Source organism: Pseudoalteromonas sp. AWH4_217 (assembly GCF_056161105.1).
The window spans coordinates 12,190-35,400 of sequence record NZ_JBSWYM010000020.1; the positions used below are offsets into that span (position 1 = coordinate 12,190).

Here is a 23,211-nt window from a genome sequence, read left to right on the forward strand (position 1 = left end):
AGGTTACGCTAATTTGTCTGACGCAACTTTATACTTTGGATCTTCTATCACATTCACTTCCACCAGATCTGCCGCTTTTGCCAGCAACTGCTGGCAATCCTGACTTAAGTGACGTAAGTGTAACTTTTTACCCGCCTTAGTGTATTTTTCTGCAAGTGCATCTATCGCTTCAATTGCACTGTGGTCAGCAACGCGGCTATGCTTAAACTCGATGATCACATCCGCAGGGTCATTCGCGACATCAAACAATTCAGCAAAGTTTTTAACGGAGCCAAAGAACAGTGGGCCATGCAACTCGTAGACTTTTGAGCCCTGCTCATCAATGTAGTTGCTGGTATAGATGTGCTTTGCATGTTCCCAGGCGAACACGAGTGCCGACACAATCACACCAACACATACTGCAATAGCAAGGTCGGTCACCACTGTGACACCAGAAACAAGGACAATTACAAACGCATCACTCTTTGGAATGCGCTTCATCAGGCGGAAGCTTGACCATTCAAACGTCCCCAGTACAACCATAAACATCACACCGACTAACGCAGCCAGTGGGATCATTTCAATTAAACTTGCCGCAAACAGAATAAAGGCAAGCAATAAGACAGCAGCAGTAATACCAGAAAGACGACTGCGACCACCTGAGTTAATGTTGATCATGGACTGACCAATCATCGCACATCCGCCCATAGCACCAAACACACCACAGGTCATATTTGCAGCGCCCTGACCTATACACTCCTTATTAGAGTGGCCACGCGTTTCCGTGATCTCATCAATCAGGGTCAGTGTTAAGAGTGATTCAATCAGACCAATTGCCGCAAGGATAAGCGCATACGGGAAAATAATCGTAAACGTTTCCCAGGTCCAGGGAACCTGAGGAATATGAAACTCAGGGAAGCCACCAGCAATGGTTGCATTCACGTTACCGCTCATATCTTTAAGATAATCTAGTACGTTTCGTGTATCCAGATCAAGGCCAATCACCAAGCCTGTCACCACCAAAATTGCCGCCAGGCTTGAAGGCACTGCGGTTGTTAGTTTTGGCAGAAAATGGATGATTGCCATAGTCAGTGCAACCAGGCCAGCCATAATGTAAAGCTGCTGCCCTTGCATCCATTGCAATGTGCCAGACTCATCCATAATCTTAAACTGGCCGAGCTGAGCCAAAAAGATGACGATGGCCAGACCGTTCACAAAACCCAGCATTACGGGGTGCGGTACCATGCGAATAAACTTACCGAGCTTAAACACACCCGCAAGGATCTGTAAAACCCCCATAAGCAGTACGGTTGCAAACAGGTATTCGACACCATGTTCAATCACCAGGCTAACCATAACCACAGCAAGCGCACCGGTTGCACCAGATATCATGCCCGGACGACCACCAAAAATAGAGGTGATTAAACCCACGATGAATGCAGCGTATAAGCCAACTAATGGGTCGACATGCGCGACAAACGCAAATGCGACAGCTTCAGGTACCAACGCCAGAGCGACGGTCAATCCTGACAGTATGTCGTTCTTAGCAGAGCTGGGCGCTTTGCCTATTAGATTAAACATTTAAATCCCCAAGATTATTACTACGACAGAAAAGCGCTGGATCCTAGCAAAATCCAGCGCTTTTAACAAATGTGATACATTATAGTTGAGTTTCAGGTCTGATGTATGACAATCAGATTGGCAGGGCTGTGGTCCGCTTGACACACGTCATCGTGACGTTTGAATGTACTTCCTGAACATATTCAAGATTAAGCAGGTTATCTCTGACAAATTGCTCATAGCCTTCTATACCACGAGAAATAATACGCAGCATAAAGTCCATAGTACCAGCCATGGTATAGCACTCAGTGACTTCATCGTAACTCATGATCAGTTTTTCAAACTCAGAAAGGTTATTTCGGCCATGATTGGACAATTTTACGTGAGCATAAACAAGCATATCAAAACCGAGCTGTTTCTCATCGAGTAAAGCAACTTTACCTTTGATGTATCCATCTTGCTCCAGTTTGGCAATTCGGCGCCAGCAAGGTGATTGCGATAACCCGACTTTATCGGCAATCTCTGCCGTAGATAAACTTGCATCTTGCTGTAGCAACGCTAGTATTTGACGATCAACCTGATTTAATGACATATTTTTCTTAATTTTTAATTAGTTAAATGAATACAGTGCTGATAGCCTCAGTTATCAGCCAAACCGCCCGCTCATAAAAGGATTATGGCGCTGTTCATAGCCTACCGAGGTGTCTTCCCCGTGACCGCTCATTACCCGCGTCGCCTCTGGCAAAGTGAATAACTGAGTTTCTATTGACTGTTTTAATAGCGCGGCATCTCCTTTCGGAAAATCCGTTCTACCTACAGATCCTTTAAATAATACATCCCCAACCAGCACAGAAGCGCTTTGGGGCTCATAAAACACCACATGGCCAGGTGTATGTCCCGGGCAATGGCGAACTTCCAGTTTTAGCTGGCCGAGCTCAACACATTCACCATGTTCAAGCCAACGCGCAGGAAAAAACGTCGCGTGTGGTGCAAAACCAAACATCTGAGCTTGCATAGGTAATGCGTCAAACCAAAACTTATCATCGCGCTGTGGTCCAACAATTTCAACCCCCAATGCATTTGATAATGTTTCGCTCGCACCAACATGATCCAAATGGCCATGAGTAAGCAAAATCATTTCAACATTGAGTTTGCGTTCCTCTATAGCAGACAATATTTTATCAACATCGCCTCCCGGGTCAACCACTGCACACATACCTGTGTCAGGGCAACAAATGATACGGCAATTTTGCATAAATGGTGTGACGGGTATCGTAATTACCTGCATCTACTTTTCCTTAAAGGACATGAGGATCGGGTACTTTAGGTATGCCTGATCATAATAAGGTGTGCGCTTGTAGAGCCACTCCATTCTGGCTTTAGGATCACCTGCAAAGGCTTTATCCTCGCTGATTTTTTTATCAAACGCCAGCGCCATAGCTGGGTTGTCTTTTAACATTTTCCGAGCAAATGGTTCAAGTGCATAATTTTCAACGTACTCAGTACGCTGGAATACCCCTGGAAAGTCGCCCCAGACGAACAATGAATCTGGCGCTTCTGGGTGCAATAAATGCGTTGCCAACTCTCCACTGTCCTGCTGTGTAGACACTTTGTACCAACCAGACAGACTCAGAGACGATGATACGGCTTGCTGTTCAAACTGGGCGCTGACACGAAAACGGCCTTCAAATGGTGACTTAGCAAATTCATATGACGTAATGGAGAATTGGACCAGCTCGTCTGCCAGTACATCTGTATTCAACTGCTCAACAGCAATACCATGCAGTTTGAGTTTGTCGACTGTACCGGTATACGCTGGTGGGATATAAAATGCACTTGGCACTTTTACTTTGCGCTTTTCTACTTTCTGCCAGTATACGGGTAACTGCTCATAAAACTCAGGCTTCCCGAGATACTTTGCCTCCATTTGACCGGACAGCGCACTTTCAAAGCGTTTATAGCTGATACCTTTAAAGGTGATCAAATCCGGCTTTTCGCTATAACCTCGCTCTACTACCAACTCATCAGGCACAAAATGTTTCTCTGTCTCGACAGCCTTAGCCAATGCTTGTTGATGTTCTGTCAAAGCATCAATCACGCCATCAACAAATACATAGGTGCCCAGCACACGCTGTTTGTAAGGTTTGAGGGAGTGATTCTCTAGTAAAATGCTGGGTAAAGCCTTAATGTCTGCCCATCCATTAGAAAAACGGGGGCTGGCAACCCAGCCAGCCAGCCCTTGTTTGAAGTCCCGCTTATCCATCACAAACACCAACGGTCCGGGCTCGTGGCCTTGCTGACGTAACTTTTCATCAATCATCGGCGTAAAGTGCTGCTCCAACACTTTTGCAACTGCTGGAGATTCACTGGCGAAACTCGGATTAAAGCCATAGGTAATGTCATACTGATAATCAGCGCCGTCCGTTACATGCAAATCTAAATACATTGCGGGTTGATACTGATTAATGACATTCATGACAGCCCGTACGCCTGGCGTGTCGAGCTTGGTATAGTCACGATTTAAGTTTAAGTTCAGCCCATTCGTACGGTATCCCATCTCTTTTGGCCCGCGCTGATTAATGCGGTTGTAGGCATTGCGTCGTTCATGTCCGTCCACGTTAAGGATAGGAATAAACAGAATATTGACTTTGTTCAAAATATCGCGACGTTTACCTGTGGCAATATCCCGAAGCAACATAAACATGGCATCTTTGCCATCTATTTCGCCCGCATGAATCCCAGCCTGGATCAACAAAGTCGGCTTGTTATTATTTTTTAACATCGCAGGACTGAACTGATTAACCTGCGAGGCAACCAGCATTTTTATATCTCGGCCAGCATTACTTTTGCCTATCGTTACCGCTTTAAACTGGGTTGGATTAGCGGCAACCAAACGGTCTACAAATGCCATCGTTTTTGCATAATCAGGACTTTCCAAGCCCTTGCTCAGTTCAAAATCTGTGGTAAGCGGCCCCTGCTCTTGCATAAGACTAACGCTTTTTCCTTGCCAGTCTTGAAGCGGCGGTAAATGACTATTCAGATTTACTGTTGCACTTAGCAAAACAATGCCTAAATTCATAAACAATCTTTATTTCTATCTATCGATATGATGATTATATCAATATTTAAATTAACAACTTACAATGTGCGGTGATTCTACAAAAATTCACAGTTAATCGCGAACTGACTTTTGGTCAAGCGACAAAACATGGATAAACACATGACAAAATCGATTTTAATCACCGGATGCTCAACCGGGATCGGCTTTTACTGCGCCCAAGCACTCCATACAGCTGGGTTTCGTGTCGTCGCATCGGTGCGTAATCCTCAACACTTGGAGCGCTTTCGGGAAAGCGGGATCCCCTGTGTCATTTTAGACCTGGCTGATGAATCCTCTATCAAAACAGGATTTGATGAAGCCGTGGCATTATGCGACGGTCAGTTAGACGCGCTATTCAACAATGGGGCATATGGTCAGCCCGGTGCCGTTGAAGATTTACCTACCGATGTATTGCGCGCTCAGTTTGAAACTAATTTATTTGGCTGGCACACACTGACACGCTTGGCTGTTGCCCATATGAGACAGCACGGAGGTGACAGTCGAGTAATTCAGAACTCTTCAGTTCTGGGGCTGGTAGCCTTACCTTACCGCGGTGCTTACAATGCAAGTAAATTCGCACTGGAGGGGTTAACCGATACACTCCGTATGGAACTAAGCGGGTCAAATATTCAGGTCAGTCTGATTGAGCCTGGTCCAATTCTGTCCGAGTTTCGTCGTAATGCGCGCATTGCATTTGAGCAACACATTGAAATAGGTAACAGCGCGCACAAGGCCGAATATGACGCTCAGTTAACTCGTCTGAATGCACAATCTGCACCTCAAAAATTCACGCTGGGGCCAGAGGCTGTCTATGACAAATTACTGCATGCCCTTAGCGCTAAACGCGCCAAGCCAAGATACTATGTGACCTTCCCGACTTATCTGATGGGGTATCTAAAACGTCTGCTCAGCTCAGCCTGGCTGGATAAAATTTTGCTGAAAAATAGATAATATCACTGCATACAGTAGTGACTGGATCAAAAAAAGGAGCCATTGGCTCCTTTTCTTTTCAATCGCTTAGCTTAAGAGAATTAAGCTGCAAGACCTTCTTTTGCTTTAGCAACTAGTGCTGCGAAAGCTACTTGGTCGTATACTGCGATATCAGCTAGGATCTTACGATCGATTTCAACAGATGACTTTTTAAGGCCATTGATGAAACGGCTGTAAGAAAGGCCGTTTTGACGTGCAGCAGCGTTGATACGTGCAATCCATAGTTGACGGAAAGTACGTTTCTTAGCGCGACGGTCACGGTAAGCGTATTGACCTGCTTTAGTTACTGCCTGGAAAGCTACGCGATAAACACGTGAACGTGCTCCGTAGTAACCTTTAGCTTGCTTTAATACTTTTTTGTGACGTGCACGTGCGATAACACCGCGTTTAACTCTTGCCATTTCTGATATCCTCTATTAAGCGAATGGTAACATACGATTGATAAGACCCAGGTCATTCTTATGAACCATAGTCTTATTACGTAGGTGAAGCTTACGCTTAGAAGATTTCTTAGTCAGAATGTGACGAAGATGCGACTGTTTACGCTTGAAACCGCCAGAAGCAGTCTTTTTGAAGCGCTTAGCAGCACCTCTGTGTGTCTTTAGTTTGTAAGACATTGCAATAACTCCAAATGATATTGCGTTAACATTATGCAAGCAGGCGGATGATAAACATCACTTTATTGGCCTGGTATGCACCCTAATTCCGGTGAAAAGCCACACGTGACCTTTACTTAGGTACCGGTTAACTCAGGTGGCTTACGCACTTGAAACCTGAGTTAAATTCTGTCGATCGTTAAATCGGCGCGTATTATGCCTTGATTAAGACTTTTTCGCAATAGGTGCCATCATCATAATCATTTGACGGCCTTCCACCCGGTTCGGGAATGACTCAACCTGAGCCACCTCTTCCAGGTCCGCTTTCAAACGATTAAGCATTTCAATGGCAATTTCCTGGTGGGCCATTTCACGGCCTCGGAAACGAATGGTAATTTTCGCTTTGTCGCCCGCTTCAAGGAATTTGCGAAGGTTACGCAGTTTGACCTGATAATCGCCTTCGTCCGTGCCAGGACGGAATTTGATTTCTTTAACCTGGATCTGTTTTTGCTTTTTCTTTTGTTCTTTTTGTAGTTTTGCTTTTTCAAAAAGGAACTTACCGTAGTCCATTACTTTACAGACTGGTGGCTCTGCATTCGGACTGATCTCAACCAGGTCCAGGCCGGCTTCTTCCGCAAGCGTTCTTGCTTCTCTAATTGAAACTACGCCTGCCTGTTCGCCTTCAGCGTCAATTAAGCGAACTTCTTTCGCTGTGATTTCTTCATTGATACGATTTTTCTGAGCAGTAGTTTGCCCTTTTTTGCCGCCTCTAATGGTACGTTCCTCCAAAAAGTCAAAAATATATTGTGCGAAAAGCGTTTTATGTTAGTTGATAAGCCCTTCGCACAGGTTTGTTAAATTAACGTCTGTCTTTAATTTCTTCGCTGATCTTAGCAATGAAGTCATCAACAGAGAACTTGCCCAAGTCTTCACCTTTGCGTGTTCTTACCGCAACTTCTTGTTGTTCTACTTCTTTGTCACCAACAACAAGCAGATACGGGATACGTTTTAAAGTATGCTCGCGGATTTTAAAGCCAATCTTTTCATTTCTCAAGTCAGCACCGGCTCTTATTCCAAGTTTATTCAGTTTTTGTACAACTTCGTGCACATAGTCCGCCTGTTTGTCGGTGATATTCATAATCACCACTTGCTTAGGTGCAAGCCAGGTCGGGAATAAACCCGCATACTCTTCTGTCAGGATGCCAATGAAACGCTCCAGTGAGCCAAGAACAGCACGGTGGATCATCACTGGTGTTTTACGTTCATTGTTTTCCGCCACATATGTCGCGCCTAAGCGGCCCGGTAAAGCAAAGTCTAGCTGTACTGTGCCACATTGCCAAGCACGCTCAAGACAGTCGTACAAGGTAAACTCGATCTTAGGGCCGTAAAACGCGCCCTCGCCCGGCAGGTAGTCGAACTCAATGTCATTCGCTTTAAGTGCATCAGCCAGCGCTTCTTCTGCTTTGTCCCACATTTCGTCGTCGCCGATGCGCTTTTCAGGGCGCGTAGACAGTTTTACGACAATTTTTTCAAAGCCGAACGTTGAATATGTATCATAGATCATATTAATACAAGCTGATACTTCATCCATGATCTGTTCTTCAGTACAGAAGATATGCGCATCATCCTGAGTAAAACCACGAACACGCATCAGACCGTGCAGTGCGCCCGAAGGCTCATTACGGTGACAACAGCCAAATTCGGCCATACGCAGTGGTAAGTCACGGTACGACTTCAAGCCCTGGTTGAAGATTTGCACGTGACCCGGACAGTTCATCGGCTTGATGGCATATTCACGCTTTTCAGACTCTGTGGTGAACATCGCATCAGCGTACTTGTCCCAGTGGCCTGATTTTTCCCACAGACCACGGTCCATCATCAGCGGGCCTTTAACTTCTTCGTAAGCATACTCACGCAGCTTCTCACGCACGAAGTCTTCAAGCTCACGGTAGATGCTCCAACCGTCGTTATGCCAGAAAACCATGCCCGGCGCTTCTTCCTGCCAGTGCCACAGATCCAGTGCTTTACCAATTTTACGGTGATCGCGTTTCTCAGCTTCTTCCAGACGCTTCAGGTAAGCCTTAAGCTGCTTCTTATCTGCCCACGCAGTACCATAGATACGCTGAAGCATTTTATTTTCTGCATTACCACGCCAGTATGCACCAGCCACTTTCATAATTTTGAAGTGTTGGCAGAATTTCATGTTTGGCACGTGCGGACCACGACACATGTCCACATACTCTTCGTGGTGGTAAAGGCCTGGACGGTCATCTTTGTCGATGTTTTCATCCAGGATCTCCATCTTGTAGGTTTCGCCACGCGCTTCAAATGCGTCGCGTGCCTCTTGCCAGCTTACTTTCTTCTTAATAACGTCATAGTTAGTTTTAGCAAGTTCAAGCATGCGCTTTTCGATGGCATCGAGGTCTTCCTGAGTCAGCGAGTGCTCCATGTCGATGTCGTAGTAGAAACCATTGTCAATGGTCGGACCGATTGCCATTTTGGCTTCAGGGAAAAGCTGCTTAACCGCGTGGCCAATCAGGTGCGCACACGAGTGACGGATGATCTCTAAACCATCTTCATCTTTTGCGGTGATGATCTCAAGCTGCGCGTCCTGTTCAATCAGGTCGCATGCATCAACACGCACACCGTTAACACGACCTGCGATGGTGGCTTTCGCCAGGCCTGGGCCGATGTCTTGAGCGACTTCTAAAGTAGTGACCGGGTTTTCGAAAATACGCTGACTGCCGTCAGGGAGAGTAATTACTGGCATGATAATTCCTATTTACAGTGGTGACACCTACAACGCATCACATGTATTAGTTAAGTTAATTCTTTTAAATTTGATGCCCATCAACGCTTTTACGAATAAGCATTGATTGAACAGTGATATACTGTCAGTGTCTGGGGGCTTTCAAACGCGGCGACCATTGTGACCGCTCACGTGACGAGTTGCAAGGAAAAGACTAAGATTAAGCAGGGATTTGGGTAAAATGACGAGGAAAACCATGGCACAGAAACACATATACAAGTTTGCATCCTTTAATTTGCTGAACTTTGCTGCGCCCCCTTATTCTTTTTACCAGCTCGATGAATCCTACAATGACACTCAGTGGCTCACCAAAACCCAGTTTATCACGGGTCTAATCCAACATATGGACCCAAGCGTCATTGTGTTTCAGGAAGTGTTTAGCCCCGAAACGCTGGCTACCTTATGTGAAGATTTAGGTCTACCGTATTTTGCAACCGTAGACACGCCTAAACCGGATTTAGTCTATCCCAATGTGCTGTTTAATCCCATTGTCGCCATTGCCAGCAAATTCCCCTTCAAAAGTTTTACCCCGCTGGAGCCTTGCCCCGAGTTACTGGAGTACCTCAATAACCAGCACCAATTTAAGTTCAACCGAACGCCTATCAAGTGCAGTTTTGAACTGCCGGACTTTGGCCTGACAACCGTCTATGCGGTTCATTTTAAATCCCAACGCGTCCATTCGATGGCCCACATGCTGGGCAATGCTTCAGTTGAAGATCCCCTGCTCACGTTGTTACATCAGACCGTGGGCACCATGCAATCACAAATCTCCCGTTCACTGGAGGCCTCTATTGTTTACTACGATGCCCTCAAAACACAGCGCGAGAAAGGCGCCGCAACACTCGTCATGGGTGATTTCAACGACCATATTGCCAGTCCGGCCCTGTCTTTTATGACTCAGCAGTTTCCGACCAGTGCTATCCATCAGGACTTTAACAGCGTCGGACTATTTGATAGTTTTTGCCTGGCGGACAATCAACTCAGCTTTGGTCAGAAGCCACCTACTCACTATTATCAGGGTACAGGTAACACGCTCGACTATATTTTAGCCTCTAAAGAGTTCAACCCGAACCATCAACACAGCAAGGTCAGGCGCCTCACCTATCACAATTATGCGTCGCACCTGGACCCCAAACGGGATGAAGAAGACATTCGCTATTCCGATCATGCCGCCATTGCCATAGAAATGATGCTGCAATAAGTTCTCGGCTTTCGCGAGCTGTGGTATGATCTTTATCTGTAACGATTTATTTGACCAGTTAATGGGAAACCAACAATGAGAACACTCGGTGTAGAGATTACCGGCAGCGAGGCCCTGCTGTGCCTGTTGAGCAAAGAAGAAGACGTTTTTGATATCCGCGACATTCGCCAGACGCGCTTCACACTTGGTAATATTGGCCAGGACACAGATGCGATGCGCAAATTCCACTTCGATTTTGCCAAGCTGGTAGAAGATTACAAAATTGACTCGATTGCCATTCGTCAGCGTGCCCATAAAGGCAAGTTCGCGGGCAGCGCGGCCGGCTTTAAAATGGAAACAGCGATGCAGCTTATCGAAGGCACAGACGTTAGGTTATTGTCTTCTACCGAAGTCAAAGAGCAGCTGAAGCGTAATCCGGTGCCGGTCGATTTCGCCGATACCGGCTTAAAAAAATATCAGGAACAAGCGTTTCACAACGCCTACGTATACATCATGCGTAAAACCTATGGTCATGAAGAAGCCGAACAGGCAGAATAGCCATCTCGCCCGGCTCACATGCCGGGCTTTTTGATCCCACTACACACAGCTAACACTTTCTCTTATTTCACTTTTTTCAATTTGTCACTTGGTTTTCATCCGTGTTCTGCGTTATAAGTACGCTAGGCGTGTGCGCTTTTTCTGAGCAAACTGACGAACACACCCCACATCAACGTGCAGGGTCGATTCGGCACTGTTATCATGCAGGAGGCAATATGCTTAAGTTTTTCGAACGATTCACCAACCCATTCCCAGCGCGACCAGCGACACAGCCACCACAAGGCTTACTGGCATTTTGCCGGTTTTATACCAAAGGGATGGAGTTGCCACTGCTGCTAATGTCACTGACAGCCGCCATCCTTGCCACGCTTGAGGTGATGTTGTTCGGCTTTATGGGCACGCTGGTTGACTGGATGCAGGCGTACACGCCTGCTGAGTTGTTCGAAGTTAAGCGCCAGGAGCTCACCATGATGGCCTTGATCACTTTGGTCGGCCTACCCTGTTTGGTATTTTTCCATAGTGCCGTTTTACATCAGAGCTTGCTGGGTAATTACCCCATGGCTATCCGATGGCTGGCACATCGTTATTTGCTTAAACAAAGTATCTCTTTTTATCAGGATGAATTTGCCGGGCGAATTGCCACCAAAGTGATGCAAACAGCATTGGCCATCCGAGAAGCGGTAATGAAACTGCTGGATGTGCTGGTTTATGTCATTGTGTACTTTGGCGCTATGCTAGCTCTGGTGAGTGACAGTGACAAGAGACTGATGATCCCTTTGCTGATTTGGCTGGCCTTGTATATAGGAATGCAGTTCTATTTTGTTCCCCGACTCAAAGAGGTCGCCAGCAAACAAGCCGATGCCCGCTCTCAGATGACAGGTCGCGTAGTTGACAGCTATACCAATATCACCACGGTCAAGCTGTTCTCGTATAATAAGCGAGAGGAAATCTACGCTCGGGAAAGTATGGATCTGTTTATCCAACCCGTCTATGCGCAGATGCGGCTGGCAACCCAGTTGAATGTCAGTATTCAGACACTGAATTTCCTGCTGGTGTTCAGTGTCGCGGCTGGTTCACTTTACCTTTGGTCACTCAGCGCCATCACCAGTGGTGCGATTGCAATCACGATTGCTCTGGCTTTGCGCCTTAACGGCATGTCGCAGTGGATCATGTGGGAAGTGTCCAGCCTGTTTGAAAACATCGGCACGGCCATTGACGGTAAAAATACCTTAGCCAGGCCGTTAGACGTGCAGGATCTGCCCAATGCGCCGGCATTAAAAGTCACCAAAGGCGAAATAAAATTTACCGACCTGCATTTTGCCTACAAACGGCAAAAACACGCCGATCAGCAAGCTGTCATTCAGGGGCTTAACCTGACAATCGCCCCAGGCGAAAAAATCGGTATTGTCGGTCGCTCCGGCGCGGGAAAATCGACCCTGGTCAATCTGCTGCTGCGTTTTTACGATGTTCAGCAAGGCAGCATTGTAATTGATGGGCAAAACATTGCTCAGGTTGACCAGGAAAGCTTACGCGCAAATATCGCCATGGTGACACAAGATACTGCACTGCTTCACCGCAGTGTTCGTGATAATGTGCTGTACGGCAGGCCCGACGCAAGTGAAACAGAGCTGCTGGATGCCATTAATAAGGCCGAAGCGAGTCAGTTTATCGAAGGACTTGAAGACAGTCAGGGGAATACCGGACTGGATGCCCAGGTGGGTGAGCGCGGTGTTAAGCTTTCAGGCGGACAACGCCAGCGTATTGCCATAGCACGGGTATTACTAAAGAATGCCCCTATTCTGATTTTGGATGAAGCAACCGCGGCTCTGGACTCTGAAGTAGAAGCGGCGATTCAGGATAGTTTAGACAGTCTGATGACAGGTAAAACCGTGATTGCGATTGCACACCGCTTATCGACCATTGCACAAATGGACCGGCTGATAGTGATGGATCAGGGTCAGATTGTCGAACAAGGCACACACGATGCCCTGCTGAAACAAGATGGTATTTATGCGAAATTGTGGACACATCAAACGGGCGGTTTTATTGGTGTTGAATAGTCGCAGCCATGTGGCTCAGGTCGGTTGTTGCGTTGCGTATTTTATGCCCCCACAAAACAACTGGCAGGCCTGATCCACAAAAGCATCCAGGTCCGCTTCAGTAAGAGGGGCCTGCCAGCGGATAGCCTGATCCCAAAACGTCAGCCTTTTCAACGCCCCCCAAAAAAACGCTGCAGCAAATGGCGCAGAGAAAGTTCCCAGACATCCAGCTCTGTAAGCCTCTTCAAACCACAGGCTCATTGCAGCTTCGCACTGGCTAAACTTACTATTAAGCCTGTCAGCCTGGGCCTGACAGCGCATGGACTCGATCATAACGATGCGTGACAGCTTGATGTAGTCTTCATCCGCCAGCAGGGAAACAGCGCTGTCGGCAAGGTGACGCAGCTGAATTTCAAAATCGTAGTTTGGGATAAACTGAATGGTCGTAATTGGTTGTATTCTTTCAATTAACGAAACAACTACTGCATCAAACAAAGCTTCTTTTGTTGCGTAATGCTTGTACAATGTACGTTTGGATACCCCTGCTGCACTACAAATTGCCTCCATAGTGGTGGCCTGCAGCCCCCGCTGAGCAAACTCTTCTACCGCTGCGCTTAATATTGCTTGTTGTTTTTCAGTAAGCTGGGTCATCGACTCGAACATCTGTGTGAAATTAACAGTAGTTTAACTTAAAAAGGCCCAATGTGAAAGTAAACGCTTTCGTATACTAATTTATCAAAAAAGTACACTACACCGTTTACCCAATAAAAAATTAGGTATACACTTGCGTATACTTGCAACATTGTCGACTCATCCAAGCACATTACAACTGACTAAAAACCCCTTTGGGTAAGCAGCAGTCGGTTGCTTTAATGCTGACGCGGTTTGCGCTGTTTTGGTGTAGGCAGCGCGCCGCAAGACAATCTGTTCACTGGTTTCAGGACCAGATCTACAGTAATTAAATCGGCACACGCAATTACAAAAGCAGTGCTACACTTACTTGATTGGTTTGTGAACACGTCAGCGAATAATTGCAAAAGTAAACCCAAGAATTAAGAGTCCAGTTCGTCTCTTTCAGGAATAAAAAATTTTAATCAGGATTTGGAGTATACATGTATCCAGCCAACAAAAGCAGTCGTGTAGTACACCTGGCAACAGCGGTATTGTCTGCACTCGTAATTTCCGCCTGCTCCGAGGCGCCACAAGGCCAGGGTGGTCCGTCTATGCCACCCGCACAGGTTAGTATCAACAAAGTCACGACCCAAAGTGTACCATTCAATATCGAGCTGCCAGCGACATTGGCTGGCGATAAAGAGGTGGAGATCCGGGCCCGCGTGTCGGGGCTTATTGAGTCCCGAAACTTTGAAGAAGGCCAATATGTTAAAGCCGGACGTTCTTTGTTTACCATTGAGCTTCGTCCATTGCAGCTGGAGCTTGAAAAAGCCGAAGCGGAACTCAATGCAGCCAAAGCCAATGTGGCGCAGGCAAAGCGCGAAAGAGACCGGCTTGAGCGCCTGAAAGACGAACGTTCAGTGTCGAAGCGGGATTTCGATAATGCCGTATCAGCCTACGAAGTGGCCATTGCAAATCTGGACTCTGCCAAAGTAGCGCTCAGTGAAGCACAGCTTGATCTTGAGTATGCTCAGGTAAAAGCGCCTGTTTCAGGCATCATGGGCCGGGAATTTGTCTCGCAGGGGAGCTATGTCTCTGGCCCGACCGTACTACTGAGTGAATTAACCGACACTGGCATGATGCGCGCCCGCTTTGGCTTTTCTGAGCGAGAGCAACTGGCCATGCGTAAGGACGTCGAAAACGGCACGCTCAGCCTGCCCAAAAATAACGAGTTCAATGCCACCCTGATACTGCAGGACGGCTCTGTCTATGCGCACTCCGGCAAAGTTGACTTCTCGGATGTGCGAGTCAACCGTTTTACAGGTACCAGTGAGCTCCAAGCCCGCATCAATAACCCCGACGGTGAACTACGCCCGGGTCAGTTTGTCCGCGTTCGCCTGTCAGGCGCGGTACGCAATAACGCTATCGTATTGCCACAGCGTGCGGTATTGGATAACGGCACAGGTAAGTTTGTCTATATTGCAACAGAGAACGAGCAAGGTATGACGGTAGCTTTGCCCGCCCCTGTCGAGGTGGGTGAATGGGTGAATTTAGATGGTAAAAATATGTGGGTGATACGACAAGGCCTGACACCCGGCCAGCCCGTGATCGTTGAAGGCATGGCGCGGATCTTCTTCCCGGGAATGCCAGTCTCCGTGAGCGGTGAAGGAGAATAATTGTATGTTCTCTAAGTATTTTATCGATCGCCCGATATTTGCATTTGTGATCTCCATTGTCATTGTACTGGCAGGTCTGGCAGCAATGCGCACCCTGCCTATTGCACAGTACCCAGAGATTGCCCCTCCTCAGGTTCAGGTAACCGCCTTTTACCCGGGCGCGTCTGCCGATGTCTTGGAACAAACGGTTGCAGCACCGATAGAAAATGCCATCACCGGGGTTGAAGGCATGATGTATATGGAGTCAACCAGTACCAGCTCCGGCACAACCACTATCACTGTCACCTTCGAAATTGGCACCGATATTGATCAGGCCGCGGTCGACGTCAACAATCGGGTCAAACAGGTTGAAGCGCGTTTGCCTGAAGAGACACGCCGCCAGGGCGTTGTGGTTGCTAAGGGCTCATCCAGTTTCTTACAGGTTCATGCGTTTTATTCGCCTGACGGTACGCGTTCCAGTCTGTGGACGTCAAACTACGTGACTATGAATATTCTTGACCGCATCAAGCGTATTCCCGGTACTACCAGTGTACAAATTTTCGGTGCCAAAGATTACGCCATGCGTGTGTGGATCCGCCCTGACTTAATGAGTCAGCTGGGTGTAACCGTCGAGGAGATCACAGCAGCTATCCGTGAGCAAAACTCACAGTATGCAGCGGGAACTATCGGTGCCACGCCAACCGGCAGCCAGCCGCAGGAACTGGTGTACAGTGTGACAGCCAAAGGTCGTTTGTCTACACCTGAAGAATTTGAGGCGATTATCATCCGCGCCAACCCGGATGGCTCAACCCTGCGCCTTAAAGATGTTGCGCGTGTCGAGCTGGGCTCAAAAGATTACAACTTTGCCGGTACTTTTAACGGTAAAGAAGCGGTATTACTGGGTGTTTTCCTGCAACCAGGTGCCAATGCACTGGATGTAGCGAACGAAGTAGAATCAGTGATTGCTGAGCTACGTCAGCAATTTCCAGTTGGACTCGACCACGGTATTCCATACGATACAACCCGCTTTGTTGAGGTTTCTATTCGTGAAGTACTGATCACCCTAGTTGAAGCCATGGTGCTGGTATTTTTAGTGGTATACCTGTTCTTGCAAAACTGGCGTGCGACTTTAATCCCGACTCTGGCCGTCCCCGTTTCTTTACTGGGTACTTTTGCCGGCCTGTACATGCTTGGTTACTCCATCAACACCCTGACACTCTTTGGTATGGTGCTGTCTATTGGTATCGTGGTCGATGATGCCATCGTTGTTTTAGAGAACGTTGAACGGATCATGCACGAGCAACACCTGAATGCCCGTGAAGCAGCTATTAAAGCAATGCAGGAAGTAAGCGGCCCGGTGGTCGCAATTGTATTGGTATTGTGCTCGGTGTTCGTCCCCATCGCATTCCTGGGTGGATTAACCGGTGAGTTATTCCGACAATTCGCCATCACCATCTCGATTTCGGTGAGCCTGTCGGGTGTAGTCGCACTGACCATGACACCAGCGCTGTGCGTAATGATCCTCAAACATGAACACAAGCAGACCGCAGGGTTCTTCTTGTGGTTCAATAACTGGTTCCAGCGCGTCACCGGCCGTTATGTTGGCTCTGTCAGCTTTATGATCCGCCGCGGCCTGCTTGGCCTGGTACTCATGGCCTCCATGGTTGGCGCAACTGTGTTTATCTGGCAAAAAACCCCGGGATCTTTGGTTCCGGATGAAGATCAGGGCTTTTACATTGCCGCAGTGTTCCTGCCAGATGGCTCTTCACTGGAGCGTACCGCTGCAGTCGTGGAAGAAGTAGTTGCAGCGGCGCAGTCTAACCCGGCTAATGAAAACGTGGTGGCCTTTACCGGCTTTGACTTTATCGGTGGCGGTTACAAAAACAGTGCAGCGACCCTGTTCATTACTCAGAAACACTGGGATGAGCGCGAAATTGATACTAAATCTCTGGTTGGTGAGCTGTTTATGAAGACCGCTGGGATCAACGAAGCGCTGGTACTGGCCTTCAACCCCCCTGCCATCTTTGGCCTGGGTACCACCGGTGGTTTCGAGGTATACCTGCAAAATAAGGCAGGTACCGATCCTGAGCGACTCAAACAAGGCATGCAAATGCTGATGGGCGAAGCGCAAAAGAGCCCAGTTCTGGCTGGTATTCAGACGCTTTGGCGACCAGATGCGCCGCAGCTGAAAGTCCATATGGACAGAGAGCAGGCGCGTGCCATGGGCGTGAACATCAACTCGGCGTTCAACGCACTTGCCGCCAACCTGGGTAATTACTACGTCAATGACTTCAATAAGTTTGGTCGTGCCTGGCAGGTGCTGTTGTCAGCCGAAGCTGAGTTCCGTATGTCACCTGAAGACGTTGGCCGCATTTATGTGAAAAACAACCGGGGTGAGATGGTCCCTATTTCGGCGTTCACTGACATTGAGTACAGCCGGGGTCCGGAAACTCTGCAAAGGTACAATAACTTGTCGGCCGTTAAGCTGATGGGTAATGCCGCGCCCGGTTACAGCTCCGGCCAGGCCATTGCTGAGTTCGAGCGTATCGCTAAGCAGGTTCTGCCACCGGACATGACCTTTGAGTGGACGGCATCCGCCTACCAGGAAAAGCGTAGCTCAGGCACAACCGGTCTGGCACTGGGGCTGGCCGTTGTCATGGTATTTTTGATCCTGGCGGCGCTGTATGAACGCTGGTCATTGCCTATTTCTGTGTTGCTGGCACTGCCCTTTGGTACTTTTGGTGCGCTTATCTCAATCTGGGTTGCGGGTCTGACCAACGACGTTTACTTCCAGATTGGTTTGGTTACTTTGCTTGGCCTGGCCAGTAAAAATGCCATTCTGATCGTTGAATACGCGCTGATGAAGACACAACAAGGCTGGAGCCCGGCTGCGGCCGCACTGGAAGCCGCAAGGTTGAGATTCCGCCCCATTATTATGACTTCACTGGCCTTTATCCTGGGCGTAGTGCCGCTGGTACTGAGCTCAGGTGCAGGTGCAGGTGCACGACATAGTGTCGGCACCGGGGTCATGGGGGGCATGCTTGCCGCAACCTTCCTGGCCGTATTCTTCCTGCCCTTATTCTTCTACTGGTTAACCGCAAGACGTGTGGCTGAAAAACGCTCCAAACACGAGCTGTGCGAAGAAATTGCGCAGCAACATAAAGCTGAGCACGTAGATACGAAAGAAGATTTGGCATAAGCTGCCACAAAGCATAAAAGCGCCGGTGACTCAAAGAGCACCGGCGCTTTTGTTTATGCAGACAAAAAGGTTAGTCTGACGTTTGCTCTGAAGCGTTTTGTTGAGGATTATCAGAAACCAACAGTTGCTCAGGATCGCTTAAAGGTTGCAGCGCCGCAAAGTCGCTTTGAGGTAATTTGAACCAGTAGCCCTCAATGCCCGCTTTGCGAACCCAATACTGGTCATTCTTCCGGGCCAGCTCATAACGAGACAACATGTCGTCATCACCGGCTTCAAAGCTGGCCACAACCTCCAAACTTGCCTGACTCACAGCACCAACACGCAAAGTCTCGAGCGTCCTTAATGCCGCCTTCAGGCTGTCGGTATCCAGTGAGTCGCTCAGCTCTTCACCCGCTTTGCGCAGAGCCCAGCGTTCCTCTTGTTTAACGAGCTGCGAATCGCCAACACGGATCCGACTAACCTCGTCCAGAGACAGTAAGTCAGCTTCCAGCCAGCTTTCAAGCTCAGTGCTCAGGTCATAGCGGTTTAACTCAACCCGGTAGACCTCATTTCCCTCTCCCGGGCGAACATATACTTGCTTAAATGCTGGAGTATTACCAACATAGAGCTGCCCTGCATCACCCAGGTCCAGCCTGAGTGCATAGTCGTCCTGCGCTACTTTGAAGCGCGTATGGCTTGCCTGGCTGGTAGTCTCAGGAAAACGCATCGACAAACGACTAAGCTGAGTTAGCACACGCTGGACTTTACTCTGATCAACCGCTAACCCCGGATGCGACTCCAGCGTCCAGTTATCGCCTGACTTGATCAGGGCAACACTTTGCTCAGCCTCCTCAGATTGAGTACTGAGCGCCAACCGGGTAATATCATTTTGTTGAACCTGCCAGGCGCTGGTAACGGCGCTATCACCGCCATCATTCATCCATAGCAACGCTGCCACACCACACTGCAACAACAGGCCAATGCCTAACCACGTTATCACTTTCATTTAATGTGCCTCCTCTGGCGCAAAAGCAGACTGGTGACGTGCCAGGCGTCTGGTGCGACGCACTTTAGCCACCAATGCAATGATCAGGATAAGACTTGCAACCACACCATAGTTAAACAATTCGATGTGCATTGCGGTTTTCTCAGTGAGCGGAGGTAAGGTCCGGTTAAAATGACCCCGAGCCCGGATCCCTAGTAAGCCATCGTCTTCCAGCGCCCAGTCGAGGGTATTTTGTAACAGCGCCAGGTTATTGAGCGAGGCCGACTGATTGGTGCTGCCAATCAAGCCGAGTACCTGATCGCTAAACATCGCATTACTACTGAACACGATTAATCGGGTTTTTTCTGGCGAATGCCGGAGCATTTGCTTACTCTGCAACTCAGTTTGTTCTGCTTCACTGCTTTGGGTTTGCTCTTCGCCCTCATCAGCACGTTTTGTGAAGGGTTTATCGGCAAAATAGGAAGTAAAACGCCCCTCTATGACGGCAGCTATATCGAATTGTGTGCGCTGAGAGCCTTGCGGATAACTCGCCTCTCCCTGTGTATTGATACTCGGCATCACATCCAGTTGTGTTGTCTGCCAGGCCTGTTCAGAACTACGTAACAGAGGTTCAAAGTTGTTTTCGCCCTGATAGTCAATACCCGAAGACCAGGGCACTGTAACCTGGGCAAGCCCACGGGTGATCAGGCTTTGTTTGTTCAGCCCCGCTGCGCGGACATCCACAAAGTAAGGATATTCCAGCATCTGGATTTCCTGAAACTGCAAGCCACCAACGCTGCGCGTCACTGGCACCGGGAATGCGCCATGTTGCTCATCCAGGATCACCTGCTTTGGTATACTCACACCATGATGTGCCAGCCACGCTTGCAGGCCGCTGTTGTGCTCAATAAGGTTCAGGCTGCGGCCACTAAGATTAATCTGATAAGGTGAGGTTGCAGCTACAACCGTCCCGCCACGCATCATAAACTGGTCCACTGCAAACAGAGCTTGCTCATCCAGAGACTCTGGCGCCAGCAACAACAGCAGATCGGTACTGTCATCAACATGGCCATCCGACAAATCTTCTCGTTTCACATTGGCCTGTTGGGCCAGCAAACGCTCAACCTGACTAAAGGCACTTTGCCCGTATCGACCGGATGATGACATGGCATCCGGCATCACCAGCGCAATGTGTTTATTAAGACCCTGTGCAAACTTTTCCACCGCAGCGTCAAAGCTACGCTCAAAGGCCTCAATACTGAAGTTTTCCAACGCCAGTTGTACTACCTGCTCGTCATTTTCGAGTGTCAGATAAAAGTAAAATTCATCGCTGGATAACAAACCCGCTCGCATTGGCATCATCCCCAGCTCTTCAGCCAGACGCTGTGTAAGCGCGCTGTCTTCAGCCGGATCCAGATAGTTCACACTGAGCTTGCCATTCGCGTCAGCCTCATGCCTCGTCATCATCTGCCTGATATCCTCAAGCAAAGTATTAAGCTGCTCGGGTAGCGCTTGTGGCGCAGATACGTAGGCATTAAATGTTAATGGTTTATCCACCATGTCGAATATCTGGCCTTCAGCCCGGTAATCTTCAAGCACGGATTTAATGGTGCGGGTCAGATCATACTCCGGGTTTCTCAGTACCACATCCAGATCACTCTCACCACGGGCATTAACTTCAATTAAGTCTCTAAAACCAAGTACCTGGTACTGATCCCCATATTTGACCAGAATATCAAAATAGGAACTCACGATTGCAGACTGATAACGGTCTTCAACCTGGAATGGCATTGCCCGGATCCCGTATTCACGATTGGCCTGCTCTTCCAGCTGCGGATTTTGCTGAGGGTCAATAAACTCTACCCGCACTTTGCCTGCACCTGCCACCTCGTACTCAGCGATCAGATCTCGCATCTGTGGTACCAGCGGCGCCAGCAAAGGATGGGTTTTAGCTGAGAAATAACCGCGGATCAGCAAAGGCTCCTGTAGCTGCTTTAAATAGCGTTTTGTCTGAGTGGAAATGGAATATTGCTGGCCCTGGGTAGTATCAACGCGCAAATAAGGCAACTTGTACAACCAGAGGTTTGCAAAGAGCAAATTGGCGATGGCAAAGGTAACCCCCAGATGCCAGTGTTTGTGATGTGCCTTGACGGGTTTATCTACCCAGCGGGCGCGCTCCAGAGCAAACACATTGAGCAATAAAAAGACTAAAATCAGCGACAAATAATAATACAGATCTCTTAAATCCAGAACGCCCCGAGCGATGGATTCAAAGCGACTCCCCGTTCCCACTAAGCGCATAATTTCTGCAGCCTGGTGACCAAAAAAACCGGTCAGCCCCTCACTACCCACTAGATATAAAAGTACACAGATACACGTGGCGAGCATAAAACTGATGATCGGGTTATCCGTTCTGGCGGAGACAAACAAGCCAATACTGAGATACACACTGCCCAGCAATAAGGTTGCCAGATAGCCGGACCAGACCGGACCCCAGTCCAGTTCAGCCAAAAAAGAGACACTCAATGGCACGACCAAAGTGATGGCCAAAGCCAGTAGCAGCAACAGCACACAGGCAATAAATTTGCCCAATACAAATTGCCACAACCCAAGTGGCTGGGTGTACACAAATTCCAGCGTACCTGAGCGACGCTCATCACTCCAAAGGCGCATGGTAAAGGCTGATGACAAAAAGATCATCAGTATCGGTAACCACTCAAACAATGGTCGAATATCCGCAATATTGCGGGCAAAAAAAGCCTCAGCCCAGAAGAAAGTAAACAGGGCTACACCACCAAAAATAAGTAAGAACAGATATGCCAGTGGTGACGAAAATACCAGCCCCAATTCTTTAGCGGCAATTGTCCAGCACAGCCTCAAAGGCGTTGTATTATGCTGCATGGCTTGCCTCCTTCTGACCATATTCGCTAAATAGGGTTTCCAGGTCCCGATTTACCTGCCCAACTTCGAAAACTCGGAGTCCACAATGTACCAACTTTTGAACCAGTTCAGCACACACGTTTGAGTGCTCCGCCTCAGGCATAAGATCGAGATGATACGTATGATAATCGCCAGTGTGTGAGACCAGATTGAAACGCTGCACGCCACTTAGACGGGAAATAAACCCAAGCTGTGCTGGAGCTGCATCGCAACACAACGCCACCTGAGCACAATTTTTTATCTCGCTTAGTGGTTTATCGAGCTGAATTTCTCCTTTGCTCAGCAATATCACACGGTCACACAAGGCCTCGACTTCCTGCATGATATGGGTCGACAATATGACCGTTGCCCGTTTAGCTACTTCCTTAATCAGGTGCCTCATCTGCTGTGTTTGTTGCGGATCCAGACCATTGGTTGGTTCGTCCAGGATCAGCAGGCGTGGCTCACCAAGCAGGGCCTGCGCCACCCCGACCCTTTGTTTGTAACCACGTGACAAAGATGAGATAGAGGAAAATAAACGGGTTTCAAGCGCGGTTGCGCCGACGGCTTGTTTTACCTGTTGGTTCTTGTGCCTGCCCTGTAACCCTTTTAGACTGGCTGCAAAATCCAGATAATCAGCCACTAGCATATCCGGATAGACTGGCAAGCTTTCGGGCAGGTAACCCAGTTTTGCCTGAAACGCCTTAGAGTTTTTGGCCAGGTTGATGCCATCTAACACCACCTCCCCGTCATCCGGCTCCAGATAACCTGAGAGCATTTTCATAATGGTGGTTTTACCTGCGCCATTGTGGCCAAGCAAGCCCACTATCTGACCAGGTTCAATGTCAAAGCTGACATTGTTGACAGCAATAAAATTCCCGTAACGACGGGATAAATCACGCACCGTAAGCATTTGGCCTCCTAATACAAAGCTATTGAGATGAAAGTGATTTGTTGTATTTGTTGGCGCATCTGAGCACAGTCTGAAGAGGCTGGTTCGTCAAGACGCCAAATTTGCATATAGGGTCATTGAAGCAGCAATTCAAGTTGT

Annotated in this window: 18 protein-coding genes; 6 read left to right on the forward strand and 12 right to left on the reverse strand. The window is 48.3% G+C overall.

Annotation, left to right across the window (positions count from 1 at the left end; genetic code table 11):
- Window positions 1–3 precede the first annotated feature (3 nt).
- The 4 genes from ACXAH1_RS20430 to ACXAH1_RS20445 form a co-directional block, all read right to left on the reverse strand.
- Window positions 4–1,560: a SulP family inorganic anion transporter gene (locus tag ACXAH1_RS20430; protein ID WP_054017654.1), complete on the reverse strand. Its 1,557-nt coding sequence runs from the start codon at window positions 1,558–1,560 to the stop codon at window positions 4–6.
- Window positions 1,561–1,672: 112 nt separating this feature from the next.
- Window positions 1,673–2,131, reverse strand: coding sequence for an Lrp/AsnC family transcriptional regulator (locus ACXAH1_RS20435; RefSeq protein WP_046004338.1), 459 nt, complete (start codon window positions 2,129–2,131; stop codon window positions 1,673–1,675).
- A gap of 54 nt (window positions 2,132–2,185) precedes the next feature.
- A complete protein-coding gene (locus ACXAH1_RS20440) occupies window positions 2,186–2,827 on the reverse strand; it encodes an MBL fold metallo-hydrolase (RefSeq protein ID WP_475199182.1) in 642 nt (213 codons plus the stop codon).
- Window positions 2,828–4,618, reverse strand: coding sequence for a M14 family metallopeptidase (locus tag ACXAH1_RS20445; RefSeq protein WP_475199183.1), 1,791 nt, complete (start codon window positions 4,616–4,618; stop codon window positions 2,828–2,830).
- A gap of 141 nt (window positions 4,619–4,759) precedes the next feature.
- Between ACXAH1_RS20445 and ACXAH1_RS20450 the strand changes: the two genes are divergently transcribed.
- A complete protein-coding gene (locus ACXAH1_RS20450; RefSeq protein ID WP_475199185.1) occupies window positions 4,760–5,590 on the forward strand; it encodes an SDR family oxidoreductase in 831 nt (276 codons plus the stop codon).
- An 80-nt stretch (window positions 5,591–5,670) separates the two neighbouring features.
- Here the strand turns inward: ACXAH1_RS20450 and rplT are convergent, their stop codons facing one another.
- From rplT to thrS, 4 genes are all read right to left on the reverse strand, one after another.
- On the reverse strand, window positions 5,671–6,030 hold the full coding sequence (gene rplT / locus ACXAH1_RS20455) for a 50S ribosomal protein L20 (RefSeq protein WP_010387194.1): 360 nt from the start codon (window positions 6,028–6,030) through the stop codon (window positions 5,671–5,673).
- Window positions 6,031–6,045: 15 nt separating this feature from the next.
- Window positions 6,046–6,246: a 50S ribosomal protein L35 gene (gene rpmI / locus ACXAH1_RS20460; protein ID WP_010387195.1), complete on the reverse strand. Its 201-nt coding sequence runs from the start codon at window positions 6,244–6,246 to the stop codon at window positions 6,046–6,048.
- A 204-nt stretch (window positions 6,247–6,450) separates the two neighbouring features.
- Window positions 6,451–7,014, reverse strand: coding sequence for a translation initiation factor IF-3 (gene infC / locus ACXAH1_RS20465; RefSeq protein WP_239397356.1), 564 nt, complete (start codon window positions 7,012–7,014; stop codon window positions 6,451–6,453).
- Window positions 7,015–7,084: 70 nt separating this feature from the next.
- On the reverse strand, window positions 7,085–8,995 hold the full coding sequence (gene thrS / locus ACXAH1_RS20470; protein ID WP_475199187.1) for a threonine--tRNA ligase: 1,911 nt from the start codon (window positions 8,993–8,995) through the stop codon (window positions 7,085–7,087).
- Window positions 8,996–9,230: 235 nt separating this feature from the next.
- Here thrS and ACXAH1_RS20475 point away from each other — a divergent pair, with 235 nt between their 5' ends.
- The 3 genes from ACXAH1_RS20475 to ACXAH1_RS20485 all read left to right on the forward strand — a co-directional run bounded on the left by ACXAH1_RS20475 (window position 9,231) and on the right by ACXAH1_RS20485 (window position 12,832).
- On the forward strand, window positions 9,231–10,235 hold the full coding sequence (locus ACXAH1_RS20475; protein WP_475199189.1) for an endonuclease/exonuclease/phosphatase family protein: 1,005 nt from the start codon (window positions 9,231–9,233) through the stop codon (window positions 10,233–10,235).
- A 75-nt stretch (window positions 10,236–10,310) separates the two neighbouring features.
- Entirely contained in the window at window positions 10,311–10,772 is a 462-nt protein-coding gene (locus ACXAH1_RS20480) for a DUF3010 family protein (protein WP_475199191.1), read from the forward strand.
- Window positions 10,773–10,987: 215 nt separating this feature from the next.
- Window positions 10,988–12,832, forward strand: a complete 1,845-nt coding sequence (locus tag ACXAH1_RS20485) for an ABC transporter ATP-binding protein (protein ID WP_475199195.1) — start codon at window positions 10,988–10,990, stop codon at window positions 12,830–12,832.
- 15 nt (window positions 12,833–12,847) lie between these two features.
- Here ACXAH1_RS20485 and ACXAH1_RS20490 read toward each other — a convergent pair whose 3' ends face one another.
- Entirely contained in the window at window positions 12,848–13,462 is a 615-nt protein-coding gene (locus ACXAH1_RS20490; protein WP_475199197.1) for a TetR/AcrR family transcriptional regulator, read from the reverse strand.
- A gap of 461 nt (window positions 13,463–13,923) precedes the next feature.
- Between ACXAH1_RS20490 and ACXAH1_RS20495 the strand changes: the two genes are divergently transcribed.
- Together ACXAH1_RS20495 and ACXAH1_RS20500 are read left to right on the forward strand one after the other, a co-directional pair.
- Window positions 13,924–15,099 carry an efflux RND transporter periplasmic adaptor subunit gene (locus ACXAH1_RS20495; RefSeq protein WP_475199200.1) on the forward strand — a complete coding sequence of 392 codons (1,176 nt, stop codon included), beginning with the start codon at window positions 13,924–13,926 and terminating at the stop codon, window positions 15,097–15,099.
- A 4-nt stretch (window positions 15,100–15,103) separates the two neighbouring features.
- Complete coding sequence (locus ACXAH1_RS20500) at window positions 15,104–18,277, forward strand: efflux RND transporter permease subunit (RefSeq protein ID WP_475199202.1); 3,174 nt, start codon at window positions 15,104–15,106, stop codon at window positions 18,275–18,277.
- A 70-nt stretch (window positions 18,278–18,347) separates the two neighbouring features.
- Here the strand turns inward: ACXAH1_RS20500 and ACXAH1_RS20505 are convergent, their stop codons facing one another.
- The 3 genes from ACXAH1_RS20505 to ACXAH1_RS20515 are packed head-to-tail and all read right to left on the reverse strand — an operon-like array spanning window position 18,348 to window position 23,073.
- On the reverse strand, window positions 18,348–19,262 hold the full coding sequence (locus tag ACXAH1_RS20505; protein WP_475199204.1) for a DUF4340 domain-containing protein: 915 nt from the start codon (window positions 19,260–19,262) through the stop codon (window positions 18,348–18,350).
- Window positions 19,263–22,142 (reverse strand): Gldg family protein, encoded by a 2,880-nt coding sequence (locus ACXAH1_RS20510; RefSeq protein ID WP_475199205.1) that lies wholly within the window; start codon window positions 22,140–22,142, stop codon window positions 19,263–19,265.
- A complete protein-coding gene (locus tag ACXAH1_RS20515) occupies window positions 22,132–23,073 on the reverse strand; it encodes an ABC transporter ATP-binding protein (protein ID WP_475199207.1) in 942 nt (313 codons plus the stop codon). Before ACXAH1_RS20515 ends, ACXAH1_RS20510 begins: the two co-directional genes overlap by 11 nt.
- Window positions 23,074–23,211 lie beyond the last annotated feature (138 nt).